Raw genomic sequence first — 17,598 nt, 5'->3', positions numbered from 1 at the left:
GTTGAAAGGCGAAGGCCGCATCAGGCCATCGCCTCCACAAAATCAATGGAAGAGGACGCTGGCGCCCTGATCGGCCGGGCCGGCATTGCGGCGGAAGGGGGCGAAAAGTTCGCGGCCCATGCCCCATTCATTGCCGGAGAGGTCGGCGCGCGCCGGTTCGCGTTTTGCCAGCTCGGCGGCGGAAACCAGCACCTCGAGCGAGCCGGAAATGGCGTCGAGACGGATGATGTCGCCGTCGCGGATGAGCGAGATCGGCCCGCAATCGGAAGCCTCAGGCGTAACGTGGATGGCCGCCGGCACCTTGCCGGAGGCGCCGGACATGCGCCCATCGGTCACCAGCGCCACCTTGAAGCCGCGATCCTGCAGCACGCCAAGCGGCGGCGTCAGGCGGTGCAGTTCCGGCATGCCGTTGGCCTTCGGGCCCTGGAAGCGGACGACCGCAATGAAGTCGCGGTTGAGCTTGCCATCCTTGAACGCGTCCTGAAGCTCCTGCTGATCGTTAAAGACGATCGCCGGTGCCTCGATGATGTGGCGCTCCGGTTTGACGGCGGAAATCTTGATGACCGATTTGCCGAGATTGCCGGTCAGCATCTTCAGGCCGCCCGTCGGCTGGAACGGTGTTTCGACGCTGGAGAGAACCTTCGGATCATGGCTCTGCTCGGGGGAGGGCTGGCGGACAACTGCGCCCTTCTCATCAAGCATGGCATCCACGGTGTAAGCCTCTAGCCCCTGTCCGAAGACGGTGCGCACATCGTCATGCACGAAGCCCTGTTTCAGAAGCTGCTTGATGAGGAAACCCATGCCGCCGGCGGCGTGGAAATGGTTCACATCGGCAAGACCGTTGGGGTAAACGCGGGCGAGCAGCGGCACGATGTCCGAGAGATCGGAAATATCCTGCCAGGTAAGGATGATGCCGGCGGCGCGCGCCATGGCGATCAGATGCATGGTGTGGTTGGTGGAACCGCCCGTCGCATGCAGGCCGACGACGCCGTTGACAACAGACCTTTCATCGATCATCTCGCCGGCCGGGGTAAATTCATTGCCCTGCGCCGTAATCGCCAGTGCGCGCTTTGCAGCTTCACGCGTCAGCGCATCGCGCAGCGGCGTGCCGGGATTGATGAAGGAGGAACCGGGCATATGGAAGCCCATGATCTCCATCAGCATCTGGTTGGAATTGGCGGTGCCGTAGAAGGTGCAGGTGCCGGGACCGTGATAGGATTTCGATTCCGCTTCCAGCAGCTCGGCGCGGCCGACCTTGCCTTCCGCATAAAGCTGGCGGATGCGCGACTTCTCGTCATTCGGCAGGCCCGATGTCATCGGGCCGGCAGGAACGAAGACGGCGGGCAGGTGACCGAAGGCGAGTGCGGCAATGACGAGGCCGGGCACGATCTTGTCGCAGACGCCGAGATAGACGGCGGCGTCGAACATGTTATGCGACAGGCCGATGCCGGCCGCCATGGCGATGGCGTCGCGGGAAAACAGCGAAAGCTCCATGCCGGGCTGGCCCTGGGTTACACCGTCGCACATGGCGGGAACCGCGCCCGCCACCTGTGCTATGCCGCCCGCTTCTTTTGCCGCATCGCGGATGATCGCCGGGAAGGTCTCATAGGGCTGATGCGCCGAAAGCATGTCGTTATAGGCGGTGATGATGCCGAGATTGGGAACCCGGTCGCCGGCAAGGATGTCCTTGTCGGCGGGGGAACAGACGGCAAATCCATGCGCGAGATTGCCGCAGGACAGAACGGAACGGTGAACGCCTTTTGAAACCTGCAGCCGCAGCCGCTCGAGATAGGTCTCGCGGTAGGGCTTGGAACGTTCGACGATGCGGGCGGTGATGGCCTGAATGCGGGAATCGGCGGACATGGGCGTTCATCCTGTTCGTTGGTCGGCAACCGGCGTTCCGGGAGGTGAGCGGCCGGTTGTCGTGTTTCAGTCTTCATGTCTTCGGGCGCTTGTCGCGGGGCCGCAGAGGCGGCAACCGCGTTGGCTCATGGCGCCCAGTATATATCCACAGGCGTCTCGGCCCGGTTCAGCACGGCGCGGATCGGCATTTCATCCTCATCCTCGCCAGACTGCGCCTTCTCCAGCGTCGCCTTCTTGGCCGCACCTTCGATATGCAGCACGAGGAAATCGGCATCGTGCAGGCTGGAGAAGTTGAAGGTCAACCGCTCCTCTCCCGCATTCTCCGCCGCCATGGTCAGGACGCCGCGCGGTTCATCAAGGTCGAGCGCTTCGTAGAGATTGTCTCCACCGGGGAAGAACGATGCCGTATGGCCATCCGTTCCCATGCCGAGAATGACGACATCGAAGGGATCGCAGATCGCCTCGGTCTTGACGGTCGCAAGCGTCGCCGCATCCTCGGGCGAGGCCGCCGGCTGGAACAGCGGCACGAAATAGGCCGACTTCGCCTTGTCCTGCAGCAGGTTCTCCGCAACGAGACGGTGGTTCGAACGGTCGCTTTCCGGTGGCACGAAACGTTCGTCCACCAGCGTCACGCTGATATTCGGCCAGTCGAGATCGTGTTTGGAAAGCGCCTGAAAGAACAGCTTGGGCGTCGAACCGCCGGATACGGCGATGCTCGCCGTACCGCGATCCTTCGTTGCCGCATCAAGGCGTTTGGCAACCTCCGCCGCAAGCGCGGTTGCCAGTTCGGCGGCGGTGTCGAAGACGTGGATCGTTTCGCTCATCGGTGCGCCCTCAATCGGCATCGTGCCAGGTGCGACCGTCACGCTCGATCAGTGCGATCGAGCCGCTCGGGCCCCAGGTGCCAGCGGTATAACCCTGCACGCCCTGTCCCAGCTCTTCCCAGCTCTTGAGAATGGGATCGATCCAGTCCCACGCGGCCTCGACCTCGTCGCGGCGCATGAACAGCGTCTGGTTGGAGCGGATGGTGTCCATCAACAGCCGCTCATAGGCATCGGGGCTGCGTACGTTGAAGGCTTCGGCAAAGCTCATGTCCAGCGAAACCTGACGCAGGCGCATGCCGCCCGGGCCGGGGTCCTTGATGAGGAGCGACTGTTTGACGCCTTCATCCGGCTGCAGGCGAATGACCAGCTTGTTGGCCTCGATCTTGCCGGCCGCATCGTCGAAGATCGAATGCGGGATCTGCTTGAAGGTGACGACGATTTCCGAAACGCGGGTCGCAAGTCGCTTGCCGGTGCGGATGTAGAAGGGAACGCCGGCCCAGCGCCAGTTGGCGATTTCAGCTTTGATGGCGACAAAGGTTTCGGTGTTGGAAACGCCGCCTTCGAGCTCTTCCAGATAGCCCTTGACCGGGCCACCTGCGGAAGCGCCAGCGCGGTACTGGCCGCGCACAGTCAGCTTTTCGACGTTGCTGGTGTCGATCGGCTTCAGCGAGCGCAGGACCTTCAGCTTCTCGTCGCGCACCGCCTCCGATTTCATGGAAGCGGGCGGTTCCATGGCGACGAGGCAAAGCAATTGCAGAATGTGGTTCTGCACCATGTCGCGCAGCGCGCCGGCCTTGTCGTAATAACCGGCGCGGCCTTCGAGGCCCACCGCTTCGGCAACGGTGATCTGGACGTGGTCGATATGGGCGGAATTCCACAGCGGCTCATAAAGCGCGTTGGCGAAACGCAGCGCCATCAGGTTCTGCACCGTCTCCTTGCCGAGATAGTGGTCGATACGGAAGATCTGCTCTTCCTTGAAGACGTGACCGATCGTGTCGTTGAGTTCCTGGGCAGAGGCCAGATCGCGGCCGATCGGCTTTTCAACGACGATGCGGGTCGAGCGGGTGATCAGCTTGTGTTCGCGGATCTTGTCGGCGATATCGCCGAAAATGCCCGGCGCGACAGCCAGATAGAAGGCGCGCACGCGCTCCTTGCCTTCGTCCAGCAGCTTCTTCAGCACGTCCCAGCCATTGTTGCCCTTGGCATCAACAGGCACGTAGAAAAGCCTGTTCAGGAACACGGCAACCTGTGCGTCGTCATATTCGCCGGCCTTCAGGTGCTCTTTCAGAGCGTCCTGCGCGAATTTGCGATATTCCTCATGGGTCATGACCGAACGCGACGCACCGATGATGCGGGTCGGCTCCGTGAACTGGCCTTCGACCTGCCGGTGATAAAGGGCCGGCAGAAGCTTGCGCTCGGCAAGATCGCCCGTGCCGCCGAAAACGACACAATCAAAAGGTTCAACAGGAATGATCTGACTGCTCATATCGATTCTCTCGATCTTCAAGGGTTGGGGGCATCAATAATCTAATCGATTTAAAAATGCCAGACTCAGTTATGTGAAATTATGAATTTTGCTTCCGCCAACTCGCCCGCCGCCGGTAACAGTCTATAAACATTGCCCTAAAACCTGTCTCGCAGCGCGTACCACGAGAGCGCCAGGAAAAGCAGCGGCGCACGCAGCGATGCCCCGCCGGGGAAAGACGGCACCTTCAGCCGTGCGAAGGGCGCCAGCATGTCCTTTTTGCCGAGAACCAGATCGGCATAGAGCTTGCCGCAATAATTCGACAGCATCACCCCATGGCCAGAATAACCGCCGATGGAAGTGACGCCGGGCATGACGTCGCGCACGAAGACCTTGCGCGGCAGGGTAATGCCGACGGAGCCGCCCCAGGAATGGGTGATTTCGACAGCCTTCAGCTCGGGATAAATCTCGGCGATCTGCCGGCGGATATGGCTGGAAATATCGCGTGGCGCATCGGCCGTATAGGCCTCGCGCCCGCCGAACAGCAGCCGGTTGTCAGCCGTCTTGCGGAAATAACGCACCACGAAGCGGGAATCGGCGACCGCTTCCTTGCCGGGGATGATATCAGGATAGGCGTCGAGCGGTGCGGTGGCGCCGATGAAGGAGCGGATCGGCATGATGTGGGCGGCCGTTACCGGTTCCAGATTGCCAATATAGGCATTGGTGGCGATCAGTACCCGCGGCGCGGTGATCGTGCCGAAGGGCGTCTCGATGATGGTCTTGCCGCCCGCCTGCCGGATGGACTTGGCGGGGGTCATCTCATAAATGGCGGCACCTGCCGCTTGCGCCGCCTTCGCCAGCCCGACCAGCAGCTTCAGCGGGTGAATGTGGCCGGTGCCGGTGTCGCGCGTGCCGCCGAAATAATGGGTGGAGCCGACGCGTTTGCGCGCTTCACCACGCTCCATATAGGAAATATGCGGATAGCCGTAGCGATTGTTCATCGCGTCCGCGCTTCTGCGATAATCGTCCTCGTAAGCCGCCTTGTGCGCCACATAGAGCTGCCCCGGCAGATATTCCATGTCGATGCCGCGGCTGCTTGCGAAATCGCGCACGTAATTCTTGGCGTCCTCGGCAATGTCGAACAGCAGCTTCGATTGCTCGAAGCCGATCTCGGCCTCCATTTCGTCCGGAAAGGAGCGCTGGCCGGTGCCGAACTGGCCGCCGTTGCGGCCGGAAGCGCCATCACCAAAACGATGCGCCTCGATGAGGGCGACGGAGACGCCGTTTTCGGCGAGGTTACAGGCGGCCTGAAGGCCGGTATAACCGCCGCCGATGATCGCGACATCAACTTGCTTCGATCCATCGAGGGCAGGATAGTCCGGCCGCTCGCCGACGGTTGCCTGATACCAGGAAATTCCCGGCGCAATCGGGCTTTGCCATGTCATGCTCGTGGTTCCTCACACGTTGAGAAGCAGGAACTCGCGCTCCCAGGGGCTGATGACCTGCATGAAGGTCTCGAACTCCCCGCGTTTCAGGCCCGCATAAAGGCCCACGAATTCATGGCCAAACACCCGCTCGAACTGTTCTTCGCCTTCCAGCAGCGCCACGGCCTCCAGAAGCCCGCGCGGCAGGTCGATGGAGCCTTCATTGGCCGTCTCGGCGGTCGGTTCGGTCGGTTCGATATTGTTGACGATGCCGAGCCAGCCGCAGCCGAGCGAGGCGGCAAGCGCGAGGTAGGGATTGGCGTCCGAACTCGGCAGGCGGTTTTCGACGCGCCGCGCCTGCGGGCCGGAAATCGGCACGCGGAAGGCGGTCGTGCGGTTGTCGTAACCCCAGGCATTGTTGACCGGGCAGGCCATATCAGGCGTCAGGCGGCGATAGGAATTCACATATGGCGCGAGCATGACAAGCGCGTTCGGAACGTAACGCTGCATGCCGCCGACGAAGGAAAAGAACTCCTTGGAAGGGCCGCCATCCTTGTTCGAGAAAATATTGCGGCCGCTGTCGATTTCCACCACCGACTGGTGAATATGCATGGCCGAACCCGGCTGGCCCTGCATCGGCTTGGCCATGAAGGTAGCGTAGATGCCGTGCTTCAGCGCCGCCTCGCGGATGGTGCGCTTGAACAGGAAAACCTGATCGGCAAGCTCGATGGGGTCGCCGTGGCGCAGGTTGATCTCCAGCTGCGCCGGGCCTTCCTCGTGGATGAGCGTATCGATCTCGAGGCCCTGCTTTTCCGAGAAGTGATAGATATCGTCGATCAGCTCGTCGAACTCGTTGATGCCGGCGATGGAATAGCTCTGCCCGCCGACAATGGAGCGGCCGGACCGGCCCTTCGGCGGATGCAGCGGATAATCCGGGTCGTCATTCATGGCGACGAGGTAGAATTCGATTTCGGGTGCGACGACCGGCTTCCAGCCCTTTTCCGTATAAAGCGACAGCACGTTCTTCAGCACGTTGCGCGGCGTATAGGGAACGAAATTGCCTTCCGCATCCACGACGTCGCAGATCACCTGCGCGGTCGGGTCGCTCTCCCACGGCACGACGGAGAGTGTGGAAAGATCAGGCACCAGCTTCAGGTCGCTGTCGCGCGGCTCGTAACGGAAATTCGCGGTCTCATCAGGATATTCGCCTGAAATCGTATGGCGGTAGAGCGCGGAGGGCAGGGCAAGCGAGGTGTCGCCCGTGAACTTTGCCGTCGGCATCATCTTGCCGCGCGCAACGCCGGCAAGATCGGGGGTGATGCATTCTATGTCTTCGATACCGCGCGCCCTCAGCCATTGCGCGGCTTCGCGCCAGGAGGAAACGCCACGGGTGGAGGAGAGGTCGAGGGGAGGTGTCTTTGCCATGGTTGCCTGTTTCTTCGGGCGGAGCATGGTTTTCTTCGGGGGCATGTATCACCGGGTCTGTGTTTCGACTGGCGCCATCATAACCGTAGTTTGGCAATTGGCGAGGGGGAAAGCGCCATTGACAAGCGGCGGCACTTCGAAAAGAGGAAAGGAAACGGATCGGATGGAATGATGACAGAGAAATGTGACGTGCTGATTTTGGGGGCGGGCGCCGCCGGCATGATGTGCGCCATCCGCGCCGGCCAGCGCGGCCGCTCCGTCGTCATTCTCGACCATGCGAAGGCGCCGGGCGAAAAGATCCGCATCTCCGGCGGCGGCCGCTGCAACTTCACCAATATCCATGCCGGGCCGAAGAATTATCTCTCCGCCAATCCGCATTTCGCCAAATCCGCTCTCGCCCGTTATACGCCGCGCGATTTCATTGCCCTTGTCGAAAAACACCGCATCGCCTGGCATGAAAAGACGCTCGGCCAGCTTTTCTGTGACGACAGCGCCAAGGATATCATCCGCATGCTGCTTGGCGAAATGCAGGCGGTCAATGCGAAGCTGCGGCTCGAAACGTCAGTCTCGGCCGTCACCCATGACGGTGGGCGGTTTCGCGTCACGACATCAGGCGGCGTCATCGAGGCGGAAAGCGTCGTTGTGGCGACGGGCGGTAAGTCGATCCCGAAAATGGGCGCGACCGGTTTCGCCTACCAGATCGCCGAGCAATTCGGCCTCAAGCTCATCGAGACGCGCCCCGGTCTCGTGCCGCTGACGCTCGATCCCGCTTTGCTGGAAAAGCTGAGCCCGCTTGCCGGCGTCGCGGTTCCGGCTGAGGTTTCCCATGGCAAGACCTCGTTTGAGGAAGCGCTGCTCTTCACCCATCGCGGTTTGAGCGGGCCCTCGATCCTGCAAATCTCATCCTACTGGCGCGAGGGTGATGTGGTCAGCCTGAAGCTTGAGCCGCATCGCGATATAGCCGCGCTTCTGAAGCAGGCGAAACAGAAGAACGGTCGGCAGTCACCCCAGACCGCTTTGTCGGAAATCCTGCCGAAGCGTCTTGCCCAGCATGTCGTCGAACAATCCGGCCTCACCGGCCATCTGGCCGATATGTCCGACAAGGTGCTGGCGAAGCTTGCGGGCGAGGTGCAGGACTGGCAGATCAAGCCCGCCGGTTCCGAAGGTTATCGCACGGCGGAAGTCACACTCGGCGGGGTGGATACGACCGGCCTCGATTCCCGCAGCATGGCGGCGAAATCCGTGGCCGGGCTTTATTTCATTGGCGAATGTGTTGATGTGACCGGATGGCTCGGCGGTTATAATTTCCAGTGGGCCTGGGCCTCTGGTCAGGCGGCAGGCGAATTCGCCTGAGACCTTACCCGTTAAGACCTTGTTAACGGGCGTGGGGTCATCCTGACCAGATGCCAGCAAAGCCGGATCGCCCTATGATCCCGCTGCACATGAAGTCATGCTGGACGCCTTAACAGGGCATGGGTCGGTTGAGTTTTTCGTCAGGAACCCGCGCATGAACAGAACAGCACATCGCCGCCCTCGCGCCATTGCCATCGCCCGCGCCCAAAGCGAGAGCCGGCAGCTGGCCTTTCGCCTGAGCCTTATCGCAGCCGGTGCTATGGCAGCCCTGATCGCCCTCTTTTATTGATCGGCGGCTCGTCGTCTTCATCAAGCCGATGACTGTGCGGAAAAACCGCCACGGCCGAGATGCCTCGGCCATATCGGCATAAAATTTCTCTTCCTGCAGAATGGCTTCGCGCCGCGTGCGCGGTTGCTGGTTTTCGATGATGGCCCGTGCTGCAAAAATCGCATGCATGTCGCTCTCCTTCTAATGCGGAGGGGCCATGATGCGCGCCGTTTTTTGATTTATCTGCGCAAGAAAATGCGCTACATTTTTCATCCATGAAAAACGTCACCTGGGATTCCTACCAGCTTTTCCTCGATGTGTCACGCAGCGGCGGCCTGACCGGGGCCGCGGTGATAACGGGTTTGAGCCCCGCGACCATCGGACGGCGCATGATCGAACTGGAGGAGCGTATCGGCAAGGCTCTGTTTCTGCGCAGCCAGACGGGATACGCCCTGACGGCGGATGGCCGTGCGCTGTTCGACCGGCTTATGGCAATGGAGAATGCAGCCAGGGATATCGAGGGATGGCAGAAGGCGTCGTCCGCCTCATCCGTGGTGCGCATCGCCGTCGGCACCTGGAACGCCTGGCTGCTGACCGGCAACTTCTCCGCCATCTGCACCGACCGCGACGATTTCCGCATCGATCTTTTCATTGCCGAACAGAGGGCGTCTCTGGCGCATCGCGAGAATGACATCGGCATTCGCGCTTTCGAGCCGCAGGAAAAGAACCTCGCCGCCATCAAGACGGGAGAGGTGGCTTATGCGCCCTACAGGCTGCGCAACGCCGCCACTGCCGTCGCCGACCGCTGGCTGGCGGTGGCGGAGGAAAACGCCATTTCAACCTATCTGCGCTGGCCGCATGAGAACCGCCGCAATGATATCGCGGTAACGGTGAACCGGCCGACGGCGCTTCTCGATCTTGTGCTGGCCGGGGCAGGCGTCGCCGTGCTTCCATGCTTCGTGGGCGATGCGGATGCGCGGCTTGCCCGGGAAGGTGACGAGATGGAAACCCTTCGCCACAATCAATGGATCGTCATGAACAATGACGATCGCCACCGCCGCGATATCAGGACGGTGGCGGATCGGATGACCCGTCTGATCAAGGGGCATTCCGATCTTTATGCCGGGCGCAAGAGCCGCCCGGCATAAAAGAAAGGCTGTCGCTTCAGGCGGCGTCACGCCCTTGCGCGACGATGACGGGAATCAGAAGATCTCCCCAGTTGCCGCCGCCGCCATGGTGGCGGGCCGAGCGGACCAGCTCGACGGAAACACCGGCCTCGACGGCTTTCATGACGGCCTGGTTGAGGCGGTGCAGATCATTGGCCAGCATGCGGATGGCGGCCTGCTGATCCTGCGTCATGGCGGAGGACTGCTCCTCGGCGCGTTCCTTGACGTGGGTCTTGATGGGGTTGTGGGCATTCATGGCATTTCTCCTCTCTTTATTGGTTGGGGTTCTTGATCCGGTTTGCAAGCCCTTCCCGTCACCGGGAAGGGCGTTTTTTGAGGTTTATTCGGCCGCAGGGCGGAACTGGTCGTGCTCGGTGGATTCCTTCATGGCTGTCGTCGAAGACGTGCCGCCGGAGATTGCGAGCGACACGGCGTCGAAATAGCCGGTGCCGACTTCGCGCTGGTGTTTGGTGGCGGTGTAACCATTGGCCTCTGCTGCGAATTCCGCTTCCTGAAGCTCGGAATAAGCCGCCATCTGCCGGTCCTTGTAACCGCGCGCCAGTTCGAACATGCCGAAATTCAGCTGGTGGAAACCGGCGAGCGTAATGAACTGGAACTTGTAGCCCATTGCGCCCAGTTCCCGCTGGAACTTGGCAATCGTCGCGTCGTCGAGGTTCTTTTTCCAGTTGAACGACGGCGAGCAATTGTAGGCGAGCTTCTTGCCGGGATGCACCTTGTGCACGCCTTCCGCAAACCTGCGCGCCTGCTCGAGATCCGGCTTTGATGTCTCGCACCAGATCAGGTCGCAATAGGGTGCATAGGCCACCGCGCGGGCAATACAGGGCTCAAGACCGTTCTTGACCTGATAAAAGCCCTCGACGGTGCGGCCGGCATCGTAATCCACGAAGGGACGGTCGCGCTCATCGATATCGGAGGTCAGAAGCTTGGCGGCCTCCGCATCCGTGCGGGCGATGACCAGCGTTGGCACACCCATGACGTCAGCCGCAAGCCGCGCCGCCGTGAGGTTGCGGATATGCGCCGCCGTCGGGATCAGGACCTTGCCGCCGAGATGGCCGCACTTCTTTTCCGATGCCAGCTGGTCTTCATAGTGAACACCCGCCGCACCCGCCTCGATGAAGGCCTTCATGATTTCGAAAGCGTTGAGCGGCCCGCCGAAACCGGCCTCCGCATCGGCAACGATCGGCGCGAACCAGGTATCGACCGAAAGGCCCTTGCCCTCCGCCGTCTCGATCTGGTCGGCGCGCTGCAGGGTGCGGTTGATGCGCTTTGCAAGCTCCGGCGCCGCATTGGCGGGATAAAGCGACTGGTCCGGATACATGGCCGACGCCGTATTGGCATCCGCCGCAACCTGCCAGCCCGAGAGATAGATCGCCTTCAGCCCGGCGCGAACCATCTGCATGGCCTGGTTGCCGGAAAGCGCGCCGAGCGCATTGACGAAATTTTCCTCGTTGATCAGCTTCCACAGCCGGTTCGCGCCCATTTCGGCCAGCGAATGGCGGATTTCGACGGAGCCGCGCAGCCGCTCCACATCCGCGGCGGTGTAAGTGCGCTCGATGCCGTCGAAGCGTCCCTGCGGTGCACCCGGAACAAGTTTGTAAAAATCCGTCATACTTCTCTCTCCCTTGACAAATGCCGTTTCGGAAACGCGCTGCCTTCAACTTTGTGAAGCGCCGTTCGATGTGACTACATTTACATTTTTGGAGATTTGAGCGCCAGAACAAACATAAAAACAGTGACTTGAAAGAGGTTATCCTGTAGGATGCATGACAGGGTGGAGCTGTAAAATTGTAAATTTTGTAAAAGCTATTCACCCCGAGAGTTTGTAACAGGCTTGTATGAGTCGTCGGGATGGAGAGGCAAGACGGTGTCGGAAAACAAGATTTTTGCAGGCCCGCGCGTGCGCCGCATTCGCAATGGGCTGGGGCTGACGCAGACGGCCATGGCCGAGGCGCTGGCGATTTCGCCGTCCTATCTCAATCTCATCGAGCGCAACCAGCGACCGCTGACCGTGCAGCTGCTTTTGAAGCTCGCCTCTGTCTATAAGGTCGATCTTGATGATCTGCAGGGCGAGAGCGCCGGTTCCGCCGGACAATTGCGTGAAGTCTTCGCCGATCCGCTGCTGGTGGGTGAGGTGCCGTCGCCGCAGGAGCTGATCGAGGTCGCAGATGCGGCGCCCAATGCGGCAAGCGGTGTCCTCAAGCTTTACCGGGCCTACCGGGAACAGGCGCAGCGCCTTTCCGACCTTTCCGATCTTCTGGCGCGGGAAGGGCACGAAACGGCGCTCTCCTCCACCCGCCTGCCGATCGACGAGGTGCGGCATGTCTTTGAAAACCGGTCGGCCTATTTCCACGCCATCGATGCGGCGGCGGAAGAGCTCCATAAACAATTGGCGGCGGGCGATGATCTCGCCTCCGGGCTGAGGGCATGGCTGCAGAAAAACCACGGTATCGTGGTCAGAACCTTGCCTGTACACGCCATGCCGAACCTCAGGAGGCGTTATGACCGCCATTCGATGCGGCTGTTTTTATCCGAGCGCCTGTCGCAGCCGGATCAGCTGAGGGAAATGGCCATGGAGACCTGTCTTCTGGCCCTTCGCGAAGAGATAGGCGCGGAGCTTGACGGGCTTGGTTTGAAAGGGGAGGAGGCAAAGCGCATCGCCCGCTTCGAGCTGGCGCGTTATGCCGCCCATGCCCTGATGATGCCTTATGGCGCATTCCTTGCTGCCGCCCAGCGCGCGAAATACGATCTTGATGTTTTGCGGTCGCGCTTCAACGTGTCGTTCGAGCAGGCCGCCAATCGCCTCGTCAGCCTGCAACGGCCAACGGCTGCGGCAATACCGTTTTTCCTGATGGAGATCGACAATGCCGGCAACCGGTTCCGCCTCGCAGGGGCCGGTGGTTTTCCGAGGGCGCGGTTCGGCGGCCTCTGTCCGCGGCTTAATATCCATGCCGCCTTCGCCCAGCCGGGGCAGGTGCTGGTGGAGGCGGTGGAGATGCCTGACGGTGATGCCTTCCTCACGGTTTCGCGCACACTGGAAGGCCCGCAGGCGGGTTTCGGCGAGAGGGTGCGGCGAACGGCCGTGCTTGTCGGTTGCGATCTCGCTCAGGCGGGAGAGACGGTCTATGGCCCAGCCGCCTCGGGTGCGTCGCCCGTTGCCGTCGGCCCCTCGTGCCGGCTGTGCGAAAGGCAGGGCTGTCTGTCGCGCGCCGAAGCGCCGCTGACACGGCCGCTGGGGCTGGATGAAATGGTGACCGGCCTTAGTGTTTTCGACTTCCAGTAGGTGTTTCCATCCGCTTTTTTGCGGCCGGAACACATTTGGTTGAAAATGCTGTGCTGCACATTTCCCGCTTGCTCCCTTTTGTTTTCCTTTCTAGTCTCTCCAAAAAAAGGGGATCACGCTTCCACCGTGAGGATGCGTTAACAGGAGACATCATGAAAAACCGTTCTCTCCGTCTGACCTTGGCTCTCACCACCGCGCTCGTTGCAGCAGGCTCGGCAATGGCCCAGGAGAAGGTCGTCCACGTCTATAACTGGTCGGATTATATCGACGAATCGATCCTTACCGATTTCACCAAGGAAACCGGTATCAAGGTCGTCTATGACGTGTTCGACAGCAACGAACTTGTGGAAACCAAGCTTCTGGCCGGCAGCTCCGGTTATGATGTCGTGGTGCCGACCGGCCCCTTCCTTGCCCGCCAGATCAATGCCGGCGTGTTCCAGAAACTCGACAAGTCCAAGTTGCCGAATCTGAAGAACCTGTGGCCCGAGGTCTCCGAGCGTCTGGCGAAATACGACCCCGGCAACGAATATGCCGTGAACTACATGTGGGGCACCACCGGCATCGGTTATAACGTCGCCAAGGTGAAGGCTGCGCTTGGCGATGTTCCCGTCGATAGCTGGGATATTCTCTTCAAGCCGGAAAATGCCGAAAAGCTGAAATCCTGCGGTATCAATATTCTCGATGCGTCGGACGAAACCTTCGCCATCGCCATGAATTATCTCGGCAAGAATCCCGACAGCAAGGAAACGGCCGACCTGGAAGCCGGTGGCGAGGTCTATTCGAAGATCCGTCCTTTTGTGAAGACCTTCAACTCCTCCGCCTATATCGACGAACTCGCGAATGGCGACAGCTGCATCACCATCGGCTGGTCGGGCGATATCCTGCAGGCGAAGAGCCGTGCCGAGGAAGCCAAGAACGGCGTCGAGGTGAACTACATCATCCCGAAGGAAGGCACCTATATGTGGTTCGACAACCTTGCCATCCCCGCGGATGCCAAGAATGTCGAGGAAGCCCACACCTTCATCAACTATCTGATGCGGCCGGAAGTCATCGCCAAGGCGTCCAACTACGTTCAGTATGCCAATGGCAACCTCGCTTCGCAGGCGCTGATGGATGAGTCCGTTGCCAAGAACCCGGCTGTCTATCCCAATGCGGAGACTATGAAGAAGCTCTTCACCATCTCGCCCTACGGACCGAAGGAACAGCGCGTGCTGAACCGCGTCTGGACGCAGATCAAGACCGGCAGCTAAGACCTCCGCCCGCTGGTTGAGGAACGGCCGGCGGGCCTGTTTCTCAAATCCTTTGCCGGCAGGTCCCGCGACCTGCCGGTGTCGCCCGCCCCGAAGCATCGTTCGAAAGACCAACGGGATTTGAGGGTAGGGTGAATGGCGAAAACTCTAGGGCCGGTCAAACGCAAATTTAGCCCTTGGGACAATCCCGATGCGGTGCCCTTCATCCGCTTTGAAAACGTCACCAAACGTTTTGGCGATTTCGTCGCCGTCAATAATCTGACGCTCGATATTTACGAGCGCGAGTTCTTCTCGCTGCTTGGTCCCTCCGGCTGCGGCAAGACCACGCTGATGCGCATGCTCGCCGGTTTCGAGGAACCGACTGAGGGCCGCATCCTGCTGCAGGGAAAGGATATTTCCGGCGTTCCGCCCTATAAGCGCCCCACCAACATGATGTTCCAGTCCTATGCGCTTTTCCCGCATATGTCGGTGGAAAAGAACGTCGCTTTCGGTCTGGAGCAGGATGGTCTGCCCAAGGCGGACGTCGCCGCCCGCGTCGAGGAAATGCTGCGCCTCGTCAAGCTCACGGAATTCGCCAAGCGCAAGCCCAGCCAGCTTTCCGGCGGCCAGCGGCAGCGTGTGGCGCTCGCGCGTTCGCTTGCCAAGCGGCCGAAGGTGCTTCTTCTCGATGAGCCTCTCGGCGCGCTCGACAAGAAGCTGCGCGAAGAAACGCAGTTCGAGCTGATGGATATCCAGACCAATCTCGGCCTCACCTTCCTCATCGTCACCCATGACCAGGAAGAGGCGATGACGGTTTCGGACCGGATCGCTGTCATGGACAAAGGCAACGTCGTGCAGGTGGCGACACCGGCCGAGATTTACGAGGCACCGAACAGCCGTTACGTGGCCGACTTCATCGGCGACATCAATATTTTCGACGCGAAGGTCGTCGACAATGCCTCGGATATCGGCAAGCCCGGCCTGGTGACGCTGGATTGCGAAGGGCTGAAAGTGGCGGTGGAGCAGGAATGTGCTGCCGCGACCGGCAGTGAGGTCGCTTACGCCATCCGCCCGGAAAAGGTTCGCATCTCGCTAGACCAGCCCGCCGACAGCAGCGTCAACTCCGCCTATGGCGAGGTCTGGGATATCGGTTATCTCGGCGACTTCTCGGTCTTCATCGTCAAGCTTGCCGATGGCCGCGTCATCCGTGCAGCGCAGGCGAACGTCTCGCGTCTCGTGGATCGCCCGATCACCTTCGGCGACATGGTGTGGCTGAACTGGAGGCCGGATTCCGGCCTTGTCCTGACGCGCTGAGGGAGGCTTTCATGGCGATCACCACTCCCGAAAACCGGCAAAGCCCCTGGCGCTGGCTGGTTGTCGCGGTTCCCTATTTCTGGCTGCTGCTGTTTTTCGCAGCACCCTTCTTAATCATCTTCAAGATCTCGCTGTCGGATACGGCGATCTCCATGCCGCCCTATACGCCGGTCTTCGAAGGGTTTTCGAAGCTCGGCGAATTCTTTTCGCAGCTGGATTTCGAAAATTACCTGTTCCTGACGGAAGACCCGCTCTACATCGACGCCTATCTGTCGTCGCTGCGCATCGCCTTCATCTCCACCTTCCTGCTGCTGCTGATCGGTTATCCCATGGCGCTGGCGATGGCGCGCGCACCGTCATCCATTCGCCCGACGCTGGTGATGCTGGTGATCCTGCCGTTCTGGACTTCGTTCCTGATCCGCGTTTACGCCTGGATCGGCATTCTGAAGCCCGAAGGCCTGTTGACGGTGCTGTTCCAGTCGATCGGCCTTCTGGGGCCCGACCAGCAGGTCAACATCTTCCGCACCGAGACGGCGATCTTCATCGGCATTGTTTATTCCTATCTGCCCTTCATGGTGCTGCCGCTTTATTCGGCGCTGGAAAAGCTCGACAATACGCTCCTGGAAGCTGCTGCCGATCTTGGTTGCCCGCCATGGAAGGCCTTCTGGAAGATCACGTTTCCGCTCTCCCTGCCGGGCGTCGTAGCCGGGTCGATGATCTGCTTCATCCCGATAACGGGCGAGTTCGTCATCCCCGATCTCCTGGGCGGCGCGCAGACGCTGATGATCGGCAAGACGCTGTGGACGGAATTCTTCGGCAACCGCGACTGGCCTTTGGCATCCGCCGTCGCCGTGCTGCTTTTGCTGTTGCTGGTGGTGCCCATCGCCATCTTCCAGAACCAGCAGAAGAAGGTGGGGTGAGGCCATGAAGCGCGGAAAATTCGACATCACCGTCCTCACCCTCGGTTTTGCCTTTCTCTATATCCCGATCATCATCCTGATCGTTTATTCCTTCAACGCCTCCAAGCTGGTCACCGTCTGGGGCGGGTTTTCGCTGCAATGGTATCGCTCCATGTGGTCGAACCAGGGGCTGATGGACGCTGCCTGGGTGACGCTGCGCGTCGGTATCCTCAGCGCCACCATCGGCACCATCCTCGGCACTCTGGCGGCGCTGTCGCTCACCCGCTTTGCCCGCTTCCCCGGTCGGGTACTGTTTTCCGGCATGATCTATGCGCCGCTCGTCATGCCGGAGGTGATTACCGGCCTGTCGCTGCTGCTGCTCTTCGTGGCGGTCGGGGTGGATCGCGGTTTCTGGACCGTGGTCATTGCGCACACCACCTTCACCATGTGTTACGTGGCGATCGTCGTGCAGTCGCGCCTTTTGACCTTCGATCGCAGTCTGGAGGAGGCGGCGCTCGATCTCGGCTGCCCGCCGGTCAAGACCTTCTTCCGCATCACCCTGCCTTTGATATTCCCCGCCGTTATCGCCGGCTGGATGCTGGCCTTCACCCTGTCGCTCGATGATCTTGTCATCGCCAGCTTCGCCACCGGCCCCGGTGCGACGACGCTGCCGATCAAGATCTACTCGCAGGTCCGCCTTGGCGTGACACCGGAAATCAACGCCATCTGCACGATCCTCATCGGGCTTGTGACCATCGGCGTTATCGTTGCCTCCATCGCATCCAAACGCACGGAGTTGCAGCGGATGCGGGATGAACACGCCGCCGCTCGACACTGATCAAACGGACCTCTTCGATTTTCTCGCGTTACTGTTGAAATCGCGATTAATTCAGGAACTTTTAATTTAGTTTCGGCGCTTTACGGTCTCAGAATAGGAATTTTCGTCGGTAATTGCTCGATTTTGGTTTTAACCGCTTGTTAATAGGAGTTGGCGGAAAGTAAACCCAACGCAGGGCTGTCAAATTTCTGATGGCCGGGATTGATAATTTCCATATCGCGAGGTTGTC

At 60.5% G+C, this 17,598-nt stretch carries 15 protein-coding genes; 7 read left to right on the top strand and 8 right to left on the bottom strand.

Going from position 1 to position 17,598, the window contains the following annotated elements:
• Positions 1 to 42: 42 nt before the first annotated feature.
• From edd to V6R85_RS04795, 5 genes are all read right to left on the bottom strand, one after another.
• Positions 43 to 1,863 carry a phosphogluconate dehydratase gene (gene edd, locus V6R85_RS04815; RefSeq protein ID WP_003503326.1) on the bottom strand — a complete coding sequence of 607 codons (1,821 nt, stop codon included), beginning with the start codon at positions 1,861 to 1,863 and terminating at the stop codon, positions 43 to 45.
• A gap of 125 nt (positions 1,864 to 1,988) precedes the next feature.
• Complete coding sequence (pgl, locus tag V6R85_RS04810) at positions 1,989 to 2,687, bottom strand: 6-phosphogluconolactonase (RefSeq protein ID WP_099086156.1); 699 nt, start codon at positions 2,685 to 2,687, stop codon at positions 1,989 to 1,991.
• Between the two features lie 10 nt (positions 2,688 to 2,697).
• A complete protein-coding gene (zwf, locus tag V6R85_RS04805; RefSeq protein WP_026363666.1) occupies positions 2,698 to 4,173 on the bottom strand; it encodes a glucose-6-phosphate dehydrogenase in 1,476 nt (491 codons plus the stop codon).
• Positions 4,174 to 4,310: 137 nt separating this feature from the next.
• Positions 4,311 to 5,597 (bottom strand): NAD(P)/FAD-dependent oxidoreductase, encoded by a 1,287-nt coding sequence (locus V6R85_RS04800; RefSeq protein ID WP_060722910.1) that lies wholly within the window; start codon positions 5,595 to 5,597, stop codon positions 4,311 to 4,313.
• 12 nt (positions 5,598 to 5,609) lie between these two features.
• On the bottom strand, positions 5,610 to 7,046 hold the full coding sequence (locus V6R85_RS04795; RefSeq protein ID WP_020010462.1) for a glutamine synthetase family protein: 1,437 nt from the start codon (positions 7,044 to 7,046) through the stop codon (positions 5,610 to 5,612).
• Positions 7,047 to 7,169: 123 nt separating this feature from the next.
• Between V6R85_RS04795 and V6R85_RS04790 the strand changes: the two genes are divergently transcribed.
• Entirely contained in the window at positions 7,170 to 8,354 is a 1,185-nt protein-coding gene (locus tag V6R85_RS04790; protein WP_111833705.1) for an NAD(P)/FAD-dependent oxidoreductase, read from the top strand.
• A 109-nt stretch (positions 8,355 to 8,463) separates the two neighbouring features.
• Here V6R85_RS04790 and V6R85_RS04785 read toward each other — a convergent pair whose 3' ends face one another.
• Complete coding sequence (locus V6R85_RS04785) at positions 8,464 to 8,811, bottom strand: hypothetical protein (RefSeq protein ID WP_111833704.1); 348 nt, start codon at positions 8,809 to 8,811, stop codon at positions 8,464 to 8,466.
• Between the two features lie 86 nt (positions 8,812 to 8,897).
• Here V6R85_RS04785 and V6R85_RS04780 point away from each other — a divergent pair, with 86 nt between their 5' ends.
• Positions 8,898 to 9,770: a LysR family transcriptional regulator gene (locus V6R85_RS04780; RefSeq protein WP_060722914.1), complete on the top strand. Its 873-nt coding sequence runs from the start codon at positions 8,898 to 8,900 to the stop codon at positions 9,768 to 9,770.
• A gap of 16 nt (positions 9,771 to 9,786) precedes the next feature.
• Here the strand turns inward: V6R85_RS04780 and V6R85_RS04775 are convergent, their stop codons facing one another.
• Positions 9,787 to 10,044: an SMc00767 family acetate metabolism repressor gene (locus V6R85_RS04775; protein WP_004432604.1), complete on the bottom strand. Its 258-nt coding sequence runs from the start codon at positions 10,042 to 10,044 to the stop codon at positions 9,787 to 9,789.
• A gap of 84 nt (positions 10,045 to 10,128) precedes the next feature.
• Positions 10,129 to 11,418: an isocitrate lyase gene (aceA, locus tag V6R85_RS04770; protein WP_003503303.1), complete on the bottom strand. Its 1,290-nt coding sequence runs from the start codon at positions 11,416 to 11,418 to the stop codon at positions 10,129 to 10,131.
• Positions 11,419 to 11,673: 255 nt separating this feature from the next.
• Between aceA and V6R85_RS04765 the strand changes: the two genes are divergently transcribed.
• The 5 genes from V6R85_RS04765 (at position 11,674) to V6R85_RS04745 (ending at position 17,369) form a co-directional block, all read left to right on the top strand.
• Positions 11,674 to 13,089: a helix-turn-helix domain-containing protein gene (locus V6R85_RS04765; protein WP_003503301.1), complete on the top strand. Its 1,416-nt coding sequence runs from the start codon at positions 11,674 to 11,676 to the stop codon at positions 13,087 to 13,089.
• A 152-nt stretch (positions 13,090 to 13,241) separates the two neighbouring features.
• Positions 13,242 to 14,339 carry a polyamine ABC transporter substrate-binding protein gene (locus V6R85_RS04760; protein WP_003503300.1) on the top strand — a complete coding sequence of 366 codons (1,098 nt, stop codon included), beginning with the start codon at positions 13,242 to 13,244 and terminating at the stop codon, positions 14,337 to 14,339.
• A gap of 135 nt (positions 14,340 to 14,474) precedes the next feature.
• Positions 14,475 to 15,632 carry an ABC transporter ATP-binding protein gene (locus tag V6R85_RS04755; RefSeq protein WP_111833703.1) on the top strand — a complete coding sequence of 386 codons (1,158 nt, stop codon included), beginning with the start codon at positions 14,475 to 14,477 and terminating at the stop codon, positions 15,630 to 15,632.
• A gap of 11 nt (positions 15,633 to 15,643) precedes the next feature.
• Complete coding sequence (locus tag V6R85_RS04750) at positions 15,644 to 16,552, top strand: ABC transporter permease subunit (RefSeq protein WP_003503296.1); 909 nt, start codon at positions 15,644 to 15,646, stop codon at positions 16,550 to 16,552.
• A 4-nt stretch (positions 16,553 to 16,556) separates the two neighbouring features.
• Positions 16,557 to 17,369 carry an ABC transporter permease gene (locus V6R85_RS04745; RefSeq protein WP_020010469.1) on the top strand — a complete coding sequence of 271 codons (813 nt, stop codon included), beginning with the start codon at positions 16,557 to 16,559 and terminating at the stop codon, positions 17,367 to 17,369.
• The last annotated feature ends 229 nt before the right edge of the window (positions 17,370 to 17,598 follow it).

This window comes from Agrobacterium sp. CCNWLW32, assembly GCF_037083425.1.
Classification (GTDB): Bacteria; Pseudomonadota; Alphaproteobacteria; order Rhizobiales; family Rhizobiaceae; genus Agrobacterium; species Agrobacterium radiobacter.
This window is presented reverse-complemented; position numbering and strand designations above follow the sequence as displayed.

What these genes read in the sequence shown, in the direction of transcription:
- edd (WP_003503326.1), bottom strand. Translation starts at nt 1,863, where the DNA reads ATGTCCGCCGATTCCCGCATTCAGGCCATCACCGCCCGCATCGTCGAA.
- pgl (WP_099086156.1), bottom strand. Translation starts at nt 2,687, where the DNA reads ATGAGCGAAACGATCCACGTCTTCGACACCGCCGCCGAACTGGCAACC.
- zwf (WP_026363666.1), bottom strand. Translation starts at nt 4,173, where the DNA reads ATGAGCAGTCAGATCATTCCTGTTGAACCTTTTGATTGTGTCGTTTTC.
- V6R85_RS04800 (WP_060722910.1), bottom strand. Translation starts at nt 5,597, where the DNA reads ATGACATGGCAAAGCCCGATTGCGCCGGGAATTTCCTGGTATCAGGCA.
- V6R85_RS04795 (WP_020010462.1), bottom strand. Translation starts at nt 7,046, where the DNA reads ATGCCCCCGAAGAAAACCATGCTCCGCCCGAAGAAACAGGCAACCATG.
- V6R85_RS04790 (WP_111833705.1), top strand. Translation starts at nt 7,170, where the DNA reads ATGATGACAGAGAAATGTGACGTGCTGATTTTGGGGGCGGGCGCCGCC.
- V6R85_RS04785 (WP_111833704.1), bottom strand. Translation starts at nt 8,811, where the DNA reads ATGCATGCGATTTTTGCAGCACGGGCCATCATCGAAAACCAGCAACCG.
- V6R85_RS04780 (WP_060722914.1), top strand. Translation starts at nt 8,898, where the DNA reads ATGAAAAACGTCACCTGGGATTCCTACCAGCTTTTCCTCGATGTGTCA.
- V6R85_RS04775 (WP_004432604.1), bottom strand. Translation starts at nt 10,044, where the DNA reads ATGAATGCCCACAACCCCATCAAGACCCACGTCAAGGAACGCGCCGAG.
- aceA (WP_003503303.1), bottom strand. Translation starts at nt 11,418, where the DNA reads ATGACGGATTTTTACAAACTTGTTCCGGGTGCACCGCAGGGACGCTTC.
- V6R85_RS04760 (WP_003503300.1), top strand. Translation starts at nt 13,242, where the DNA reads ATGAAAAACCGTTCTCTCCGTCTGACCTTGGCTCTCACCACCGCGCTC.
- V6R85_RS04755 (WP_111833703.1), top strand. Translation starts at nt 14,475, where the DNA reads ATGGCGAAAACTCTAGGGCCGGTCAAACGCAAATTTAGCCCTTGGGAC.
- V6R85_RS04750 (WP_003503296.1), top strand. Translation starts at nt 15,644, where the DNA reads ATGGCGATCACCACTCCCGAAAACCGGCAAAGCCCCTGGCGCTGGCTG.
- V6R85_RS04745 (WP_020010469.1), top strand. Translation starts at nt 16,557, where the DNA reads ATGAAGCGCGGAAAATTCGACATCACCGTCCTCACCCTCGGTTTTGCC.